At 68.0% G+C, this 17,508-nt stretch carries 18 protein-coding genes; 10 read left to right on the forward strand and 8 right to left on the reverse strand.

Annotated features, from left to right (window positions below):
* Position 1: 1 nt before the first annotated feature.
* The gene (locus AC5Y3P_RS02070; RefSeq protein ID WP_500044204.1) at positions 2-988 is read right to left on the reverse strand and encodes a patatin-like phospholipase family protein; all 987 of its coding nucleotides are present in this window, start codon (positions 986-988) and stop codon (positions 2-4) included.
* Positions 989-1,106: 118 nt separating this feature from the next.
* On the opposite strand from AC5Y3P_RS02070, the gene AC5Y3P_RS02075 reads away from it, so the two are divergent.
* Positions 1,107-1,469 carry a VOC family protein gene (locus tag AC5Y3P_RS02075; protein ID WP_500044205.1) on the forward strand — a complete coding sequence of 121 codons (363 nt, stop codon included), beginning with the start codon at positions 1,107-1,109 and terminating at the stop codon, positions 1,467-1,469.
* A gap of 7 nt (positions 1,470-1,476) precedes the next feature.
* On the opposite strand, the gene AC5Y3P_RS02080 is transcribed toward AC5Y3P_RS02075, so the two are convergent.
* Positions 1,477-1,929: a lipoprotein LpqV gene (locus tag AC5Y3P_RS02080; protein ID WP_500044206.1), complete on the reverse strand. Its 453-nt coding sequence runs from the start codon at positions 1,927-1,929 to the stop codon at positions 1,477-1,479.
* A gap of 232 nt (positions 1,930-2,161) precedes the next feature.
* Between AC5Y3P_RS02080 and AC5Y3P_RS02085 the strand changes: the two genes are divergently transcribed.
* Both AC5Y3P_RS02085 and AC5Y3P_RS02090 read left to right on the forward strand, forming a co-directional pair.
* Positions 2,162-2,710 carry a cysteine dioxygenase gene (locus tag AC5Y3P_RS02085; RefSeq protein ID WP_500044207.1) on the forward strand — a complete coding sequence of 183 codons (549 nt, stop codon included), beginning with the start codon at positions 2,162-2,164 and terminating at the stop codon, positions 2,708-2,710.
* Entirely contained in the window at positions 2,707-3,093 is a 387-nt protein-coding gene (locus AC5Y3P_RS02090; RefSeq protein ID WP_500044208.1) for a rhodanese-like domain-containing protein, read from the forward strand. The genes AC5Y3P_RS02085 and AC5Y3P_RS02090 overlap by 4 nt, the downstream gene beginning before the upstream one ends.
* On the opposite strand, the gene AC5Y3P_RS02095 is transcribed toward AC5Y3P_RS02090, so the two are convergent.
* The 3 genes from AC5Y3P_RS02095 to AC5Y3P_RS02105 form a co-directional block, all read right to left on the reverse strand.
* A complete protein-coding gene (locus AC5Y3P_RS02095; RefSeq protein WP_500044279.1) occupies positions 3,077-4,753 on the reverse strand; it encodes an alpha/beta hydrolase in 1,677 nt (558 codons plus the stop codon). The genes AC5Y3P_RS02090 and AC5Y3P_RS02095 overlap by 17 nt on opposite strands.
* Positions 4,754-4,822: 69 nt before the next feature.
* Complete coding sequence (locus AC5Y3P_RS02100; protein ID WP_500044209.1) at positions 4,823-5,599, reverse strand: enoyl-CoA hydratase; 777 nt, start codon at positions 5,597-5,599, stop codon at positions 4,823-4,825.
* An 11-nt stretch (positions 5,600-5,610) separates the two neighbouring features.
* Positions 5,611-6,645: an enoyl-CoA hydratase/isomerase family protein gene (locus tag AC5Y3P_RS02105; RefSeq protein ID WP_500044210.1), complete on the reverse strand. Its 1,035-nt coding sequence runs from the start codon at positions 6,643-6,645 to the stop codon at positions 5,611-5,613.
* Positions 6,646-6,866: 221 nt separating this feature from the next.
* Here AC5Y3P_RS02105 and AC5Y3P_RS02110 point away from each other — a divergent pair, with 221 nt between their 5' ends.
* From AC5Y3P_RS02110 to AC5Y3P_RS02120, 3 genes are all read left to right on the forward strand, one after another.
* Positions 6,867-7,712, forward strand: a complete 846-nt coding sequence (locus AC5Y3P_RS02110; protein ID WP_500044211.1) for a Bax inhibitor-1/YccA family protein — start codon at positions 6,867-6,869, stop codon at positions 7,710-7,712.
* Between the two features lie 193 nt (positions 7,713-7,905).
* Entirely contained in the window at positions 7,906-8,772 is an 867-nt protein-coding gene (locus AC5Y3P_RS02115) for an endonuclease domain-containing protein (RefSeq protein WP_500044212.1), read from the forward strand.
* A gap of 210 nt (positions 8,773-8,982) precedes the next feature.
* Entirely contained in the window at positions 8,983-9,519 is a 537-nt protein-coding gene (locus AC5Y3P_RS02120) for a hypothetical protein (RefSeq protein ID WP_500044213.1), read from the forward strand.
* A gap of 78 nt (positions 9,520-9,597) precedes the next feature.
* Here AC5Y3P_RS02120 and AC5Y3P_RS02125 read toward each other — a convergent pair whose 3' ends face one another.
* Both AC5Y3P_RS02125 and AC5Y3P_RS02130 read right to left on the reverse strand, forming a co-directional pair.
* A complete protein-coding gene (locus AC5Y3P_RS02125; RefSeq protein WP_500044214.1) occupies positions 9,598-10,815 on the reverse strand; it encodes an acetyl-CoA C-acetyltransferase in 1,218 nt (405 codons plus the stop codon).
* A 42-nt stretch (positions 10,816-10,857) separates the two neighbouring features.
* A complete protein-coding gene (locus tag AC5Y3P_RS02130) occupies positions 10,858-11,814 on the reverse strand; it encodes an SGNH/GDSL hydrolase family protein (protein WP_500044215.1) in 957 nt (318 codons plus the stop codon).
* Positions 11,815-12,020: 206 nt separating this feature from the next.
* Between AC5Y3P_RS02130 and AC5Y3P_RS02135 the strand changes: the two genes are divergently transcribed.
* Complete coding sequence (locus AC5Y3P_RS02135; RefSeq protein WP_500044216.1) at positions 12,021-13,076, forward strand: alpha/beta hydrolase; 1,056 nt, start codon at positions 12,021-12,023, stop codon at positions 13,074-13,076.
* Between the two features lie 138 nt (positions 13,077-13,214).
* Here the strand turns inward: AC5Y3P_RS02135 and AC5Y3P_RS02140 are convergent, their stop codons facing one another.
* Positions 13,215-13,724, reverse strand: coding sequence for a TM2 domain-containing protein (locus tag AC5Y3P_RS02140; protein WP_500044217.1), 510 nt, complete (start codon positions 13,722-13,724; stop codon positions 13,215-13,217).
* A gap of 142 nt (positions 13,725-13,866) precedes the next feature.
* Between AC5Y3P_RS02140 and AC5Y3P_RS02145 the strand changes: the two genes are divergently transcribed.
* The 3 genes from AC5Y3P_RS02145 (at position 13,867) to AC5Y3P_RS02155 (ending at position 17,502) form a co-directional block, all read left to right on the forward strand.
* Entirely contained in the window at positions 13,867-15,276 is a 1,410-nt protein-coding gene (locus tag AC5Y3P_RS02145) for a cystathionine beta-synthase (protein WP_500044218.1), read from the forward strand.
* Between the two features lie 76 nt (positions 15,277-15,352).
* A complete protein-coding gene (locus tag AC5Y3P_RS02150) occupies positions 15,353-16,255 on the forward strand; it encodes a DUF2189 domain-containing protein (protein ID WP_500044219.1) in 903 nt (300 codons plus the stop codon).
* A 71-nt stretch (positions 16,256-16,326) separates the two neighbouring features.
* Positions 16,327-17,502, forward strand: a complete 1,176-nt coding sequence (locus tag AC5Y3P_RS02155) for a cystathionine gamma-synthase (protein WP_500044220.1) — start codon at positions 16,327-16,329, stop codon at positions 17,500-17,502.
* Positions 17,503-17,508 lie beyond the last annotated feature (6 nt).

Below are 17,508 nucleotides of genomic sequence, written 5' to 3' on the forward strand. Positions count from 1 at the left end.
GTCAGTCCTCGGTGTCGGCGGATTCCTGCAGGCCGTCGAGCGCGGTGGCGGCCAGCTGCCGGCCCAACTCGATGATTTCGGCGGCCCGGTGGAATTCCAGGCTGCGGCATGCGGTGCGCGGCACCTCGATCAGCAGGTCGGCCGGGTAGGCCGCCAGGGTGTGCCGGGCCAGCGCAGACTGCGCGATGTCGATGGTCCGGTTCATCACCTCGAATCCGCCCAGCCGGGGCACCACCACGGCCTGCGGATCGTCGGTGTCGGCGCCCTCGACGGGAGCCGGCTCGTCATCGACCGCCGCGAACCGCCCCAGCATGGTCCGGCCGGCCTGGGTGTCCAGCAGCGAACGTGCCGCCTTGCTGTCGAGCAGAGACGCCGAGGTGTTGCGCCACAGCCGATTCCAGCGTTCTGCCGTCGGCCGGGCGGGCGGCTCCGCGTCCGCGTCCGGATCGTCGCCACTGAGACTGACCGCGATCGTCAGGTCTGCGTGCACAGCGGCGATCGGCGCCATCGGGATCGGGATCAGGATGCCGCCGTCGGCCAGCAGTCGGCCGTCGAGCACGTGCGGTGCGATCACGCCGGGGATCGCGATCGAGGCGCGGATCGCGTGATCGAGCGGACCGCGCTGCAGCCACACCGTCTTGCCGGCGATCAGGTCGGTGGCCACCGCGGTGAACGGGATCGGCAGGTCTTCGATGGTCTGGTCGCCGATCAGCTCGCGCACCGCATCGAGTAGCTTCTCGGCCCGCAGCACGCCCGGGGTGGACAGTGCCGGGTCGAGCAGGCGCAGCACCGAACGTTGGGTCAGCGTCTTGGCCCAGGCGGTGTAGGGACCGAGCTGGTCGGCTGCGGCCAGGCCGCCGACCAGGGCGCCCATCGACGAACCCGCGATGCCGACCACCTCATGGCCGCGATCGCGCAACTCCTCGAGCACCCCGATGTGCGCGTAGCCGCGCGCCCCGCCGCTGCCGAGCGCCAGTGCAATCCGCATGCCCTTCATTGTGCGACGGGGGGCGTGACCCCGGAAACCAGCACAGCTGGAACCAGCTGGGTCAGGGCTGGCGCGAAACGGCAACCCCGTGTCCATGATCGGAACATTGCATTCTGTCGTGATCGACGCCCCCGACCCGCAGGCGTTGGCGGCCTTCTGGGCCGGAGTCCTCGGCGGCACCGTCTCCCAGGACGAAGGCCAGGACTGGGTGGTGCTGCTGACCGGCAACGGGCGGCGCCTGGCATTCCAGCCCTCCCCGGAGCACCGGGCGCCGCCGTTCCCGGACCCGTCGGGCGCGCAGCAGCTGCACCTCGACATCGTCGTCCATGAACCGGACGCGGCCGAACAGGAGGTGCTGCGGTTGGGCGGCACCCGGGTCAAAGATGCGGTCGAGGACGGGGACTTCCGGGTCTTCCGCGACCCGGCCGGGCATCCGTTCTGCCTGGTGCGGGGACCCGACAGCCAGGGCCCCGACGGATAGACCGCCGCTAGCCGCACATTTCGGTGGCGGCTCCGGTGACCGCCAGGATGACCCCGGCCCGCTGGCCCGAGGTCAGGTCCGCCCACGGCGTGTTGAAGTTGCCCGGGTCGACGAAGCCGGGCTGCTGCAGGATCGCCAGATACGGTTCGACCAGGGTTGCGGGGTCGCCGCCCTGTTCGTCCATCCACTGCTTGGCAGCCAGGCAGGCCTGCCCGTACTGCGATTCGGTGGCATCGGAGGGCACGTCGACCATGGTGGTGACGCCACCCGGCGAGATGCCGATCGCCTCGGCCGGCGGCGGAGTCGCTTCGGGCAGCGGGGGCGGCTCCGAGATCGTGGTCGGCTCGGTAGCAGTCGTGGCCTCCTGCTCGTCGCCGGTAGAGCACGCCGTGCCGGCCATTGCGGCCAACGCGAGCAGTCCCGCCGCACACGACGCCGTGGTCTTGGAGCAGCTGAGCATGGGGACCAATCTAAGTGCCCGATCGTGGCAGCCGACTCCGGGGTGAGCAGGCCTTTCAAAATCTCACCCTGAGGTTTATTCGGAGCGCTTTCGATCTGTCGTTGGCTCGTGCCACACTGGCCGCATGATGCAGCGAATCGATCGCCGGGAGTGTTGTCGGGCTCTCTAGTCCGCGTCTCCGCACTGGCCGTGCTCGGCCGTCCCCGATCCGCTTTCGCTCAGGAGTCCTGCCATGTCCGTACCCACTCTGGCCCGCCCTGCCGTGCCCGCGGTGTCCGCGCCCACCCGACTGCGGCTGCCCGATCTACTGCACGCCACCGACCGTGCCGCCGCCGACGTCATCGACGGCCACTATGACCACCTGCTGCCGCCGGGCGGCCTGCCGGCCGACGACCGCTGGTTCGTCCGGTTGCACAGCGACGACGAGCACGACATCTGGCTGATCAGCTGGGCGCCCGGGCATCCCACCGAGCTGCACGACCACGGCGGGTCGCTCGGCGCGCTCACCGTACTGTCCGGTGCGCTACACGAATACCGTTGGGATGGAGACAGATTGCGCCGACGTCGGTTGGAGGCCGGGGATCAGGCGGGCTTCCCGCTGGGCTGGGTGCACGACGTGGTGTGGGCTCGCCCGAGCACACCGGCAGCGCCGGAACCGACGCTTTCCGTGCACGCCTATTCGCCGGCGCTGACCGCGATGTCCTACTACGAAGTGACCTCCGGTGCCGCACTGCGCAAGCAACGCACCGAGCTGACCGAATATCCCGAAGGGGCGGCGTGAGCCGGATCGATGATCTGCTGGCCGCGGCCCGTGCCCGGTTGAATCGACTGCCGGCCGAAGAACTTCCGGCTGCGTTGGCGCGTGGTGCGGTGCTGGTCGACATCCGGCCGGCGGCGCAACGCGCCGCTGAGGGCGAGGTGCCCGAGGCGCTGGTGATCGAACGCAACGTGCTGGAATGGCGCTGCGATCCGACCAGCGATGCGCGCATCGGGCAAGCCGTCGACGATGACGTCGAATGGGTGGTGTTGTGCTCGGAGGGCTACACCTCGAGCCTGGCGGCTGCGGCCCTGCAGGACCTCGGGTTGCACAACGCCACCGACGTCGTCGGCGGCTATCAGGCGCTGGCCGCGCTGGGCGAGCCGGCGCTCAGTCGGCGTGCATGATCGGCCGTAGCCGGGCGGTCTTCTCCGGGGTCCAACCGGGCGGCCTCAGTACCGCAGCCCACCCGTTGACCACGTCCTGGACGTAGCGGTGGCCGTGCCCGTCGGGGACGTCGACGGCAACCGCCATGTCCGCCGACACCTGCAGGAAGGTCACCACCGGAATCCACTCCATCCGCGGTGACACATCGGTGCCGCGGGGTTCCTTGAGCCAATCCGGTTCGCGGAACAGCAGATCCGGTGTCCACCAGGAGATCGGGTCGGATGCATGCTGCAGGTAGACCACGCGTGGATCACGCCACGGCGCCTGCGGCCGGTTCAGGTTGTCCGGGGCGGACACGAAGCGCACACTGACGCCGTCCTGGTAGATCGGCAGCCACATCGGCGAACCAGGATCCCGGCGGGCGGTCAGGTCGGTCCAGATCGAGTTGTTGAACGTCGGGCCGGAGAACAGCGCCCCGTCGGTGCGGGCCACCAGGTTGTTCAGGCTCAGGAACGGTGCCTCGCCACCGAACGAGCCCAGGCTCTCGCCGAACACCACCAGCTTGGGTCGCTCGCCCTCGGGCATGCCCCGGACCAGGGTGTCGACCGCCTCGAACAACGCCCGACCGGCCTGCTGCGCGTTCTCCCGGTCCACCAGGAACGAAATCCAGCTGGGCAGGAAGGAATACTGCATCGACACGATCGCAGTGTCGCCGTTGTACATGTACTCCAGCGCGTCGGCCTCGGCTTCGTTGATCCAACCGGTTCCGGTCGTGGTTGCCACCGCCACCACCTCGCGGTCGAGCCCACCGGTGCGCTGCAACTCACGCGCGGCCAGCGCCGCGGTGGCCCGGATGTCGTCGGCACTGCCCAGACCCGCGTAGGCGCGGATCGGCTCGGTGGCCGGGGCGCCGTTGAATTCGCTCAGTTCTGTCACGCTGGGTCCGCCGGCGACGAAGATGCGTCCCTGATGCCCGAGCGATTCCCAGGACACCAGTGATTCCGGGCCGCCCGAGCGCAATCGCGTGGTCGGCGGTCGGAAATCCGGTGAGTCCTCGTCGTTGACCGCGGCGAATGTGCTGTTGAGCCAGTCCATTCCGACCCGGGCAACCACACCGTTGAGCAGCGCCACCGACAGCGCCACCACCAAGCCCACCGCAACCACACCCGAAACCCGCGGCGGGGCAACCCGTTCCAGCTGCCGAACCAGGAACAGCACCAGTTTGCGGATCTGCTGTCCTATCTCGACCAACACGAACAGCACGACCAGCCCGATCAGTGCGGCCTGCGGATAGTTGTACCAACGCAGATGCTCGACGCCCATCAGGTCACGAACCGCGTCCTGCCAACGGTGGAAGAAATACAAACTGATGGCGATGCCGGCCACACCGGCCGCCACCAGGGTGATCCAGGCCCAGCCGGGCGCGGTGGGGCTGGACGGCTTGCTGCGCATATAGCGCACCAGCCACACGCAGAACACGCCCAGTAGGTAGCCGATGGCACCGGCCGAACCGCTGACCAAACCCTGGAACAGTGGTCCGCGTGGCAGCAGCGACGGCGTCAACGACAGGCAGATGAAGGCCAGCCCGAATGCGGTGCCGAAGAAGGTGTAATGCCGGGCCCACCAAGGCTCGTCGTAGCGGTGCCGATAGCGTTCCGGTGTGACCAGCACCGGGTCGATGGTGGTGACACCGTCCTCGTCCTTGTAGGGCCCGGTCACACCTGCGTCAGCATCAGCCACGGATGCACCTTAGCGATGCTTGAAGTTGGCTGCTCGCTTCTCGGTGAACGCTGCCATACCCTCGCTTTGGTCTTCGGTCGCGAAGGCCGAGTGGAACAGTCGGCGTTCGTAGAGCAGGCCCTCGCTCAGCGTCGACTCGAAGGCCCGGTCGACGGCCTCCTTGGCCATCCGGGCGGCCGACAGCGACATCTGCGAGATGGTCTGCGCGACGGCCTTGGCCTCGGTCAGCAGGTCGGCGGCCGGCACTACGCGCGACACCAGTCCGGCCCGCTCGGCTTCCTCGGCGTCCATGTTGCGGCCGGTCAGGATCAGGTCCATGGCTTTGGCCTTGCCGATCGCGCGGGTCAGTCGCTGGCTGCCACCCATGCCGGGCAGCACACCCAGCTTGATCTCCGGCTGACCGAACTTGGCGCTGTCGGCCGCGATCAGGATGTCGCACATCATCGCCAGCTCGCAGCCGCCGCCCAGGGCGTAGCCGGACACCGCGGCGATGGTCGGGGTGCGGGTGGCCGCGAATTCGCCCCATTTGGCGAAGAAGTCGGAACCGAACACGTCGGCGAACGACAGGTCGGCCATCTCCTTGATGTCGGCGCCGGCCGCGAAGGCCTTCTCGCTGCCGGTCAGCACGATCGCGCCGATACCCGGGTCGGCGTCGAATTCGGCTGCCGCAGCGGTCACTTCGTTCATCACCTGGCTGTTGAGCGCATTGAGCGCCTTGGGCCGGTTCAGCGTGATGATGCCGACGCGGTCCTCGCGCTCGACGATGATCGTTTCGTACTGGGACATCTGCGACTCCTCTAGAACGTCAGGTCGGGATCGGCTGGGGCGAAATAGCTTTCGACGTCGGCAGCGGTGACGTCGGACAGGTTCTTGGGCGACCACTGCGGGTTGCGGTCCTTGTCGACCAACTGGGCGCGGATGCCCTCGACGAAGTCGTGCGACCGCGCAGACGCCAGCGACACCCGGAACTCCTGGACCAGGGTGTCTTCCAGGGTGTTCAGCTTGGCGGCCCGGCGCACGGCTTCCAGGGTCACCGACAGCGCGATCGGGGAGCGCCCGGCGATGACGTCGGCCGCGGCATCCGCAGCGCTGTCGGCGTGGTCGCGCAGGTTCGCGACGATATCGGTGACGGTGTCGGCAGAGAAGCATTCCTCAATCCAGTGCCGCTGCGCGACAAGTGGGCTGGCCGGCGGTTCGATGGCGTATCGGGCGAGTGCGCTGGGCACGTCGGCGCTGATGACGTCGGCGGTGAAGGCGGCCAACTGATCGTGCGGGACGAAGTGGTCGGCGAAGCCGAGCGCGATGGCGTCGGCCCCAGAGAACGGTGAGCCGGTCAGCGCGGCGTGCAGGCCCAGCGCACCGGCCCGGGCCAACAGATAGGTGCCACCGACGTCGGGAATGAAACCGATGCCCACCTCGGGCATCGCCATCTTGGTGGCGTCGGTGACCACCCGGACGTTGCCGTGTGCACCCACACCGACGCCGCCGCCCATCACGATGCCGTCCATCAGTGAGACATACGGCTTGGGATAGCGGCCGATGAAGGCGTTGAGCCGGTACTCGTCGAACCAGAACTTGCGTGCGGCCGCGCCGTCGGCGCGCGCGCTGTGATAGAGCGCTACGACGTCGCCGCCGGCGCACAAACCGCGCTCGCCGGCGCCCTCGAGCACCACCGCGCGGATGCTGTCGTCGCCGGCCCATTCGGTCAGCACCGGGGTCATCGCGTCGATCATGTTCTGGGTCAGCGAGTTGATGGCCTTCGGGCGGTTGAGCGTCAACACGCCCACTCCGCTCTCGACCCGGGTCAGGATCTCTTGCGCGTCACCGGTCACGGGTGGTCATCCTGTCATGTAGGGGACGACGGTCAATAGTTGGATATCCTAGTATCTCGTCGGCGGCGGCAGTGCAGGTGGTCGCGCTCGGCTGACGACTACGTCCGGCGGCCGGCACGGGTACGGTTTAGTCACAGAGACGGGAACCGGGGAGGGTTCCTGTTCGTTGGGCCAGTATTCGTGTCACACTTTCAGGGACCTCACAGGAAAGGGATCCGACGGTGCGGGAAACCAGCAATCCGATACTCCGCAACCTGCCCAAGCAGCAGGGCGGGTATGCGACCTTTGGGCCCGGCATCGCCGGCGCCACGGCCGCTGTACAGCAGGGTTATGAGCCCTACGTAGAACAACAGCGGGGCGTCGCGCGACCGCTGACCATCGACGACGTGGTCACCAAGACCGGCATGACGCTCGGCGTGCTGTCCGTGGTCGCCGTCATCTCCTACTTCTTGGTGGCCGGCAACCTCGCCTTGGCCATGCCGTTCGCGCTGATCGGCGGCCTGGGCGGTCTGGTGCTGGTGCTGGTTGCCAGCTTCGGCCGCAAGCAGGACAACCCAGCGATCGTGCTCAGCTACGCCGCGCTCGAGGGTCTGTTCCTCGGTGCGCTGTCGTTCCTGTTCGCCAACTTCACCGTCGGCGGCGGTTCGACCTCCACCAGTGCGGGCGCCCTGATCGGGCAGGCCATCCTCGGCACCTTCGGTGTGTTCTTCGGCATGCTGATCGTCTACAAGACCGGTGCGATCCGGGTGACCCCGAAGTTCACCCGGATGATGGTCGCCGCCATGGTCGGCGTTCTGGTGCTGATGCTGGGCAACCTGGTGTTGAGCTTCTTCGTCGATGGTGCCGGACCGCTGCGCAACGGCGGCCCGATCGCGATCATCTTCTCGCTGGTGTGCATCGGCATCGCGGCGTTCAGCTTCCTGATCGACTTCGATGCTGCCGATCAGGCCATCCGGGCCGGTGCGCCGGAGAAGGCCGCGTGGGGCATCGCCCTGGGCCTGACCGTCACCCTGGTCTGGCTGTACATCGAGATCCTGCGACTGCTGAGCTACTTCAACAGCGATTAGCCTTCGCATTTCGGAGAACGGCCCGGCAATAGCCGGGCCGTTCTGCTTTGCGGGTGTCTTCGTGCCCGGTCCCGTGCCGTCAATCCTGTACTGAGAGCGAAAATCTGCGGCAACTTTCGCTCTCAGTACAGGATTGACGGGGCTGTGGATGGCGGTCGGCGTGGATTGCCGATCATCGGCAGTCTTTCGGGGCATGAGCGTGGCGTTCATCGGCAGCGAGGCGGTGGCGGCCGGCCGGGTCAGCAAGTACCACCTGCGGACCCGCTACCAGCGGGTGTTTCCCGACGTGTATGCCCCGCCGGGGCGACTGCTGACATTGGCCGAACGCACTGGAGCGGCGTGGCTGTGGTCGAAACGGCAAGGCGTCGTCTCCGGGTTGGCGGCGTCCGCGATGCACGGTGCGAAATGGGTCGACAGCCAGATACCGATCGACCTCAACTATGCGAGCACCCGCCCACCCGCTGGTATCGCCACCCATACCGACATCTTGCTGCCCAACGAATACCAGCTCATGGGCGGCATCGGCGTCACGACCCCGGCGCGTACGGCCTTCGACCTGGCGCGGTGGATACGCGACGACGACGACGCCGTCGTCGTGCTGGATGCGTTGGGCAATGCGACCGGATTACGTGCGCAGGCGGTGGAGGCGGTGGCCCGCGCGCATCCCGGTGCCCGCCGGCTCAGAGACGTCGAAGCAGTGCTGGATCTCTATGATCCCGGTGCCCAGTCACCGCAGGAGAGTCGGTTGCGGTTGCTGGTGGTGCATGCGGGCTTCCGCAGACCCGTCACCCAGATCCCGGTCGACTGCGGTGACGGCTATCCGCGCTACTACCTCGACATGGGCTGGCCCGACCTGATGATCGCGTTGGAGTACGACGGCCAATACCACTACGACGATGCAGCTCAGATCCGCAACGACATTCGGCGGTACGAGACCCTGGCCGCGATGGACTGGATTGTGGTGCGGGTGGTTGCAGGAATGTCGGTCAGCGAGGTCTTGTACCGGCTGCGCCGGGCCGCCCGGGAGGCCCACGCCGAGCGCGAGATCTTGGCCGGCTGATTGCCCGCAGCAAGACCACCAGGGCAGCTGCGAACGGGCGGGGCCTCTCAGCACCGACAACCCTGTACTGAGAGCGAGATTTCGGCTGAATGATCGCTCTCAGTACAACTTTGACGGGGTTTGGCCAGCAAGAAATTGGTGACCGGGCACCACTGCCCAGCGCCATAGGCTTACCGGGAACAGCTTTCCCACCGAGAAGGATGCCCACCGATGTCGACCCCACCGCCGCCGACGCCGTACGCCGGTTGGCCGGCAGGCCCGGCCTACGAATACCCGGGTGACATCGCGCCCAAGAAGAAGAACAACAACGTCGTCATCGGCATCATCGTGGCCGTCGCGCTGGTGGCCGGGATCGCGCTGTTCGCGGTGCCCGTGGTGATGTTCAGCAAGGTGATGGGCTCGGCCGGCGACACGTTGCGCGAACTCAACGGCGAGAACACCGCTGAAATCCTGGAAACCGAACTCGACGTGACGTTCGGCTCGTTCACGGTCTCCACCGAGTACGGGCGCGAGCGCGCGAAACTGCCCGTCACGTTCAAGAACACGGGCGCGCAGCGTCGCACGTTCCAGGTGAAGATCGAAGCCGTCGACGACGCCGGCGACCGGATCGCGGAGGACAGCGTCGTCGTCGACCATCTCGGTCCCGGCCAGTCGGTCACCGAGGCCGCGTTCAGCTTCGGACACGACGATCAACTCGATGCCCTCGAAGACGCGAGTTTCAACGTGTTGAGCATCGCGCGGACGTGAGCTCAACCCATCAGATCCAGAAACCAGCGCGGCACTGAGGGCAACCGGATTGCCCTCAGTGCCGCTGCACAATCGAGGTCAGCTGAGCCGCTCCAGCACCATCGCCATACCCTGACCGCCGCCGACGCACATGCTCTCGATGCCGAACGTCTTGTCGTAGGTGTTCAGGTTGTTCAGCAGGGTCGCGGTGATCCGGGCACCGGTCATGCCGAACGGATGGCCCAGGGCGATCGCGCCGCCGGAGACGTTGAGCTTGTCCTCGTCCATGCCCAACGCGCGGGCCGAACCCACCACCTGCACGGCGAAGGCCTCGTTGATCTCGAACAGGTCGATGTCGCTCAACGTCATCTTGGCGTTGCCCAGCGCCTTCTTGATCGCCTCGATCGGGCCCAGGCCCATGATCTCCGGCGACAGGCCGGACACCCCGGTGGACACGATGCGCGCCAGCGGGGTCAGGCCCAGCTCCTTGGCCTTGACGTCGCTCATGATCACCACGGCGGCGGCGCCGTCGTTGAGCGGACAGGCGTTGCCCGCGGTCACGGTGCCGTTGGGCCGGAACACCGGCTTGAGGCCCGAGATGCCCTCATAGGTAGTACCGGCGCGGGGGCCGTCGTCAGTCGAGACCACGGTGCCGTCGGGCAGCGTGACAGGGCTGATCTCGCGGGCGAAGAAGCCGCTCTTGATGGCCTCCTCGGCGCGGTTCTGGCTGCGCACACCCCAACGGTCCTGCTCCTCGCGGGTGATCCCGGTGTGCAGCGCGACGTTCTCAGCGGTCTGGCCCATCGCGATGTAGACGTCGGGGATGTTGCCGTCGTCGCGCGGGTCGTGCCACTCGGTGGCGCCCTCGGCCTGCTTGGCGGTACGCGCCTGGGCCTCGTCGAACAGCGGGTTCTTGCTGTTCGGGGCGCCGTCGGCGGAGCCGACCCCGAACCGGGACACGGTCTCGACACCCGCCGAGATGAACACGTCGCCTTCGCCGGCCTTGATTGCGTGGAAGGCCATCCGGGTGGTCTGCAGCGAAGACGAGCAGTACCGGTTCACGGTGGTGCCGGGCAGGAAGTCGTAGCCGAGCTGCACGGCCACCGAACGGGCGATGTTGTAGCCGGCCTCACCGGCCGGCTGCGCGCAGCCCATCATCAGATCGTCGATCTGGGTGGGGTCCAGTGCGGGCACCTTGTCCAGGGCGGCGCGCACCATCTGAGCAGCGAGATCGTCGGGCCGCATGGTGGCCAGCGAGCCCTTGACCGCGCGGCCGATCGGGGAACGGGCGACGGAGACGATGACGGCTTCGGGCATGACGGACACTCCTTCGGGCGAAACGTGCTGTTGCCCGAAACGCTAGCCCCCCGCCACCACCAGAGGGGCGGGGACCCCGGTGGTGCGCCGCGGCCAGCGTCGCGCCAGCATCCGCAGCCGGGTGAGCAGCGAGCGGGTCTCGGCAGAGCGGGAATCCCAGGCCGGCGCTTCGGAGGTTTCGCCGAGCGCATAACACAGCGCGGGAAGTAGTTGCTGGGCGGCGAGCTGGTAACCGGCTGCGGACGGGTGATAGCCGTCCGGTGAGAACAATTCGTCGGGTGCCTGACGGAATTCCGGGGCCAACAGATCGGCCAGCGGCACCGGCACGCCGTCGGCCGCCCGCACCGCCTTGGCCTGGTGTCGGGCCAGTCGCAGACCGCGGTCGCGGGCCACCCAGCGCAGCGGCTGCGGGATGGCGTGGATGACGCCGAAGTCCGGGCAGGTCCCGACGACCACGATCGCGCCGCTGGCCCGCAACCGTTCCACCGCCTCCCCGAGCCGACGGGCCGACTGCGGTATGCCGTTGAGTGCGGTGATGTCGTTGGCGCCGATCATGATCACCGCCGCGTCCGGCGGCGGGCCGGCCACGAACATGGCATCCACCTGACCGGACAGCCCTTTCGAGGTGGCGCCGACGATTGCCTTGGTACTCAACCGGATTCGCATGCCGGACTGCTCGGCCAGGCCGCGCGCGATCAGCACGCCGGGGACCTCGTCGGCGTCGTGGCAGCCGTAGCCGGTAGCGGTGGAATCGCCGAACACCATCAGGTGCAGATCGAACGGGACGTCGCGCTCCCAGCGCTGCACGGGGCCGCCATCCGGGCTGTAGACACCGTCGGCGCGGGGCGGGACGTCCCAGGCCTTCGGGATCACCTGCCGGGCCTGGGCGGCCTGCGCGGCCAGCAGATTGCGGGCGCTGATCACGCCCAGACCGGTGGAGGCCAGAACTCCCGCGGCCGCGAACGCGACCGCCGACCAGCGCGACGAGCGGGTGTCCACGGCGACCAGTCTAAGGGTGCGCCGGACCCGAGACGGTGTTGCCCGTTGATGGGCCGCGGTCACGGTCGGAGGAGGATGCGGTAACGAATTCACAATCTTGATTGTTGAAACTCTAAGAAGTGTCAAGCTAAGTACTCGGAGTTGGCTGGCCAGCCCGCACCGACGCCACAGACAGGCCGCTACAACGACGTAGGGGAGTGTTGAGAATGACCGCACCAAGCAAGGTCTCCGGAGCGCCCCGGAGCCACGTCACCGCACTCCGACCCGTGCGCCGACCGCGCAAGTTCCCGGTCAGCGACGGAGCGCCGATCGAGCTGGTGGAGTCGGGACCGAGTCTGCGTGGCCGGCTGGTCGCGCTGGGCTGCCGGGCCACCATCCGGCCTGCCCTGACACTCGGGAGCTACCTGCCGCACCTGCCCTGGCCGTTCGGCGTGGTCGACCAGATGTGCCGGGCGCTGACACCCACCCCGGGCACCGTGCGCGCCACCATCGGGTTGCCCAACGCCGACGCCCAGCTGGTGCGCGCGCCCGGTGTGCTGCCCGCCGACGGCAAGCGCCGGGTCATCCTGTACATGCACGGTGGTGCGTTCCTGACCTGCGGGGTCAACTCGCACAGCCGGATCGCGATCAAACTGTCCGAACTCGCCGATGCGCCGGTGCTGGTGGTCAACTACCGGTTGATCCCCAAGCACAGCATCGGGCAGGCCGTCGACGACTGTCGTGATGCCTACGACTGGCTGCGGTTGCGCGGTTATGACCCGGACCAGATCGTGCTGGCCGGCGACTCGGCGGGCGGCTACCTGGCGATGACGCTGGCGCAGCGACTGCAGGCCGACGGCGAGACCCCGGCCGCGCTGGTGGCGATCTCGCCGCTGCTGCAGTTGGCCAAGGAGCCCAAGCAGGCGCACCCGAACATCAAGACCGATGCGATGTTCCCGCCCAACGCATTCGACGCGTTGGCCGAGATCGTGGCGCGGGCCGCGGCCAAGAACGTCGTCGACGGTGAACCCGAGCAGATCTACGAGCCGGTCGACCACATCGAACCGGGCCTGCCGCGCACCCTGATCCATGTGTCGGGCTCGGAGGTGCTGCTGCACGACGCCCGGCTGGCGGCCCGACGGCTGGCGGCAGCCGGAGTGCCCACCGAGGTGCGGGTCTGGCGCGGCCAGATCCACGACTTCCAGCTGGCCTCGCCGATCATCCCGGAGGCCGACCGCTCGCTGCGGCAGATCGGTGCCTACATCCGGGAGGCGACGGGCTAGCGGTACCGGCCACGCGGGTGCCCTGGTCGGTCCCCGCCACCTCGGTCGTCCCGCCACGACTGCGGTTTCATCCGCAACACGCCGGGGCAGGCGGATGAAACTGCAGCCTCGACGGTGATGGTGCTGGTCGAGTCGGAGTTAACGCAGTTTGCGGCCCTGCGGGTCGCGCACCGAACCGGTGAACATCATCACGGCGTCGACCAGCGCCCAGATGCCGACGCCGGCCACCAAGAAGATGCCGATGACTACGATCGACAGCACCAGACCGAGCACCATCAATCCGAGTTGGATGCCGCCGATCTTGTTGTCGCCGATGTAGAAGCGGCCGACGCCGAAACCGCCCAGGAACAGCTGCAGCAGCCCAGCGGTGAGCGCGGTCTTGTCCGACAGCGGCTCACCGGTGTACGGGTCGCGACCGAAGGGCGCCGACGGGTCGGTGGGACCGTAGCCGGGCTGCGGATAGCCGGGCTGCGCGCCGTAACCGGGCTGCGCGCCGAAACCGGGCTGCGCGCCGTAACCGGGCTGCGGATAGCCGGGCTGCGCCGGGTAGCCCGACGGCGGCGGGTACTGCGGTGCCTGCCAGGACGGCTGCTGCGGATCCGGCCAGGACGGCTGGTTCGGTTCCGGGGGACCGGCGGGATAACTCATTTCCGTAGCGTCTCACAGCTTGGTTGCTCGCGGCGACGCGGATTGGCCACACACCGCGACACAGAGCGCAGCTCCGGGGACGGCGGCGTCGAAGAACCGAGCTTGGTCACCGGCGGGGTCGGACACCTGAGACGATGGACGCATGCGGATCGCCCGGCACATCAGTGAGCTCATCGGTAACACACCCCTGGTCCAGTTGACTTCCGTGGTTCCGGAAGGCGCTGGCACCGTCGTCGCCAAGATCGAGTACCTCAACCCGGGCGGCAGCTCCAAGGACCGCATCGCGATCAAGATGATCGACGCCGCCGAGGCCAGCGGGGAGCTGCGCCCGGGCGGCACCATCGTCGAGCCCACGTCGGGCAACACCGGCGTCGGTTTGGCGCTGGTCGCCCAGCAGCGCGGCTACAAGTGCATCTTCGTCTGCCCGGACAAGGTCAGCGAGGACAAGCAGAACGTGTTGCGCGCCTACGGCGCCGAGGTCGTGGTGTGCCCGACGGCCGTGCCGCCGGATCACCCGGATTCCTACTACAGCGTGTCCGATCGGCTGGTCCGGGAGATCGACGGTGCCTGGAAACCGGACCAGTACTCCAACCCGATGGGCCCGGAAAGCCACTACGAGACCACCGGACCGGAGATCTGGGCCGACACCGCGGGCACCGTCACGCACTTCGTGGCGGGCGTCGGCACCGGCGGCACCATCACCGGCGCCGGCCGCTACCTCAAGGAGATCTCGAAAGACCGACCCGGTGGGCCGGTGCAGGTGGTGGGCGCCGACCCGGAGGGGTCGGTGTATTCCGGTGGCACCGGCCGGCCCTACCTGGTGGAGGGCGTGGGCGAGGACTTCTGGCCCAAGGCCTACGACCCGCAGGTGCCGGACCAGATCATCGCGGTGTCCGACGCCGATTCGTTCGAGATGACCCGTCGACTGGCCCGCGAGGAAGCGCTGCTGGTCGGCGGTTCCTGCGGGATGGCCGTGGTGGCCGCGATCCAGGCGGCCGTGGAGGCCGGCCCGGATTCGCTGGTCGTGGTGCTGCTGCCGGACGGCGGTCGCGGCTATCTGTCCAAGATCTTCAACGACGCCTGGATGTCGTCGTACGGGTTCCTGCGCAGTCGGCTCGACGGTTCGAAGGCCGAGCCCACCGTCGGCGACGTGCTGCGCGGCAAGTCCGGGCTGCTGCCGGACCTGGTGCACACCCATCCGTCGGAGACCGTGCGTGACGCCATCGGCATCCTGCGTGAGTACGGCGTTTCGCAGATGCCCGTGGTCGGTGCCGAACCGCCGGTGATGGCTGGTGAGGTGGCCGGCAGTGTCTCCGAACGTGAGTTGCTCTCAGCGGTTTTCGAGGGCCGCGCCAAACTCGCCGACGCGGTGGCCGAGCACATGAGCGCGGCGCTGCCACTGATCGGGGCCGGCGAACCGGCGACTGCCGCGGCCGTCGCACTGCGTGACTGCGATGCGGTGATGGTGGTAGAAGACGGCAAGCCGGTCGGCGTGATCACCCGCAGTGACCTGCTGGGCCTGTTGTCCGAAGTGAATCTGGCCAAGAAGTAGCCGCTGCCGGCACCGCCCCGACCGCACCCGGCGCGCTGATCTGGGATTGCGTCGAATTTCGAAAGGGATTGTCCGCGTGACCGAACTGCCACCGAACCAACCGCCCGGTTACGGCCCGCCACCCGGTTACGGCGCACCGCAGGGCTACGGCCCGCCGCAGGGCTACGGCCCGCCGCCCGGTTACGGGCCGCCGCAGGGCTACGGCCCGCCCCCGGGTTACGGTCCGCCCGGCTATCCGGTGCCCGGGCCGTATCCGGGCGCACCCGGTCCGTACCCGCAGTCCTTCGATGTGGGTGCGGCGTTCTCCTGGTCCTGGAACAAGTTCAGTAAGAACGTCGGCGCGATGATCGGCGCGATCTTGCTGTACCTGCTGGCCATCGGCGTGGTGAGCGGCCTGATGGCTGCCCTGATCATTGCCTTCTCGCCGGACGTGCAGAGCACCTCGACGCGCTATGACGGCGGTTACGAGACTTCGGCATCAGCGGCGATGAGTCCCGCCTCGGGCGTCGTTCTGTTCGTGGGCCTGATCGGGATCTTCGTCTTGGCGGCGGCCATCAATTCGGCCTCGCTGTGCGGCGCACTGGCCATCGCCAACGGTCAGCCGGTCACCGTGGGATCGTTTCTTCGGCCGCGACGGATCGGTGCGGTGCTGGGCCTGACCGCGCTGACCGGGGTGCTCTACCTGGTCGGCACCTTACTGTGCATCGTCCCGGGTCTGGCGGTCATGTTGTTCATGATGTTCGCCACGGTGGCGCTGCTGGACCGCAACCTCGGCATCATCGACGCGATGAAGTTCAGCTTCGAACTTGTCAAGGCCAACTTCGGCAATGCCCTGATCGTCTACCTGGTGATGATGGTGATCGTGCTGGCCGGCGAACTCGCTTGCTTCGTCGGTTTGTTGGTCGCCATTCCGCTCAGCTGGCTCTTTTCGGTGTACAGCTACCGCAAACTCAGCGGCGGGCAGATCGCGCCAGTTTGACCCCGCGCCCGAGCCGGTTTCGGCCAACCGGTTGCGCGGCGACCCGAAGTCGTGACGACTAGGCTCGGGGCATGAGCGAGCAACGTAGCCGCGCGGATCGGCATAGTTGGCAGGGCTTGGCCACCAGGGCAATTCACGCCGGATACCGACCCGACCCGGCCACCGGCGCGGTCAACCCGCCGATCTTCGCCAGTTCCACCTTCGCCCAGGACGGCGTCGGGGGCCTGCGCGGTGGCTACGAATACGCCCGCACCGGCAACCCGACCCGCACCGCGTTGGAGGCCGCGCTCGCGGCCGTGGAAGGCGGCGCGTTCGGTCGGGCCTTCGGCTCCGGCATGGCGGCCACCGACACCGCACTGCGCGCGCTGCTGCGCCCCGGCGACCACATCGTCATCCCCAACGACGCCTACGGCGGCACCTTCCGCCTGATCGACAAGGTGTTCACCCACTGGGGCATCACCCACACACCGGTGCCGTTGGGTGACCTCGACGCCGTGCGCGGCGCGCTCACTGACGCCACCAAGCTGATCTGGGTCGAGACGCCGAGCAACCCGCTGTTGTCCATCGCCGACGTGGCCGGCCTGGCCGAACTGGCCGCCGAACACTCGGCAAAGGTGTTGGTGGACAACACGTTCGCCTCGCCGGCCCTGCAGCAGCCGCTGGCTCTGGGTGCGCATGTGGTGCTGCATTCGACCACCAAGTACATCGGTGGGCACTCCGACGTGGTGGGCGGCGCGTTGATCACCGACGACGAGGAACTCGACGAGGCGTTCGCCTTCCTGCAGAACGGCGCCGGTGCGGTGCCCGGACCGTTCGACGCCTACCTGACCCTGCGCGGCCTCAAAACCTTGGCGTTGCGCATGCAGCGGCACAGCGAAAATGCCGCGGCGGTAGCCGAATTCCTGGCCGGACACCCCGCCGTCGAGCACGTGCTCTACCCGGGACTGCCCGACCATCCCGGCCACGACGTCGCGGCTCGGCAGATGAGCGGGTTCGGCGGCATGGTGTCGGTGCGGATGCGCGGCGGCGCCGAGGCGGCGCGCCAATTGTGCTCGCGCACCGAGATCTTCATCCTGGCCGAGTCACTCGGCGGCGTGGAGTCGCTGATCGAGCATCCCGGCGCCATGACGCACGCATCCACCGCGGGCTCGCAACTCGAAGTGCCCGACGACCTGGTTCGGCTCTCGGTCGGCATCGAGGACATGGCCGATCTGATCGGCGACCTGGAGCACGCGCTGGCCGACTGAGCGGGC

Source organism: Mycobacterium sp. NGS45 (assembly GCF_059812645.1).

Coding starts and splice junctions, on each gene's coding strand:
- AC5Y3P_RS02070 (WP_500044204.1), bottom strand. CDS start 988: ATGCGGATTGCACTGGCGCTCGGCAGCGGCGGGGCGCGCGGCTACGCG.
- AC5Y3P_RS02080 (WP_500044206.1), bottom strand. CDS start 1,929: ATGCTCAGCTGCTCCAAGACCACGGCGTCGTGTGCGGCGGGACTGCTC.
- AC5Y3P_RS02085 (WP_500044207.1), top strand. CDS start 2,162: ATGTCCGTACCCACTCTGGCCCGCCCTGCCGTGCCCGCGGTGTCCGCG.
- AC5Y3P_RS02100 (WP_500044209.1), bottom strand. CDS start 5,599: ATGTCCCAGTACGAAACGATCATCGTCGAGCGCGAGGACCGCGTCGGC.
- AC5Y3P_RS02115 (WP_500044212.1), top strand. CDS start 7,906: ATGAGCGTGGCGTTCATCGGCAGCGAGGCGGTGGCGGCCGGCCGGGTC.
- AC5Y3P_RS02120 (WP_500044213.1), top strand. CDS start 8,983: ATGTCGACCCCACCGCCGCCGACGCCGTACGCCGGTTGGCCGGCAGGC.
- AC5Y3P_RS02125 (WP_500044214.1), bottom strand. CDS start 10,815: ATGCCCGAAGCCGTCATCGTCTCCGTCGCCCGTTCCCCGATCGGCCGC.
- AC5Y3P_RS02135 (WP_500044216.1), top strand. CDS start 12,021: ATGACCGCACCAAGCAAGGTCTCCGGAGCGCCCCGGAGCCACGTCACC.
- AC5Y3P_RS02140 (WP_500044217.1), bottom strand. CDS start 13,724: ATGAGTTATCCCGCCGGTCCCCCGGAACCGAACCAGCCGTCCTGGCCG.
- AC5Y3P_RS02145 (WP_500044218.1), top strand. CDS start 13,867: ATGCGGATCGCCCGGCACATCAGTGAGCTCATCGGTAACACACCCCTG.
- AC5Y3P_RS02155 (WP_500044220.1), top strand. CDS start 16,327: ATGAGCGAGCAACGTAGCCGCGCGGATCGGCATAGTTGGCAGGGCTTG.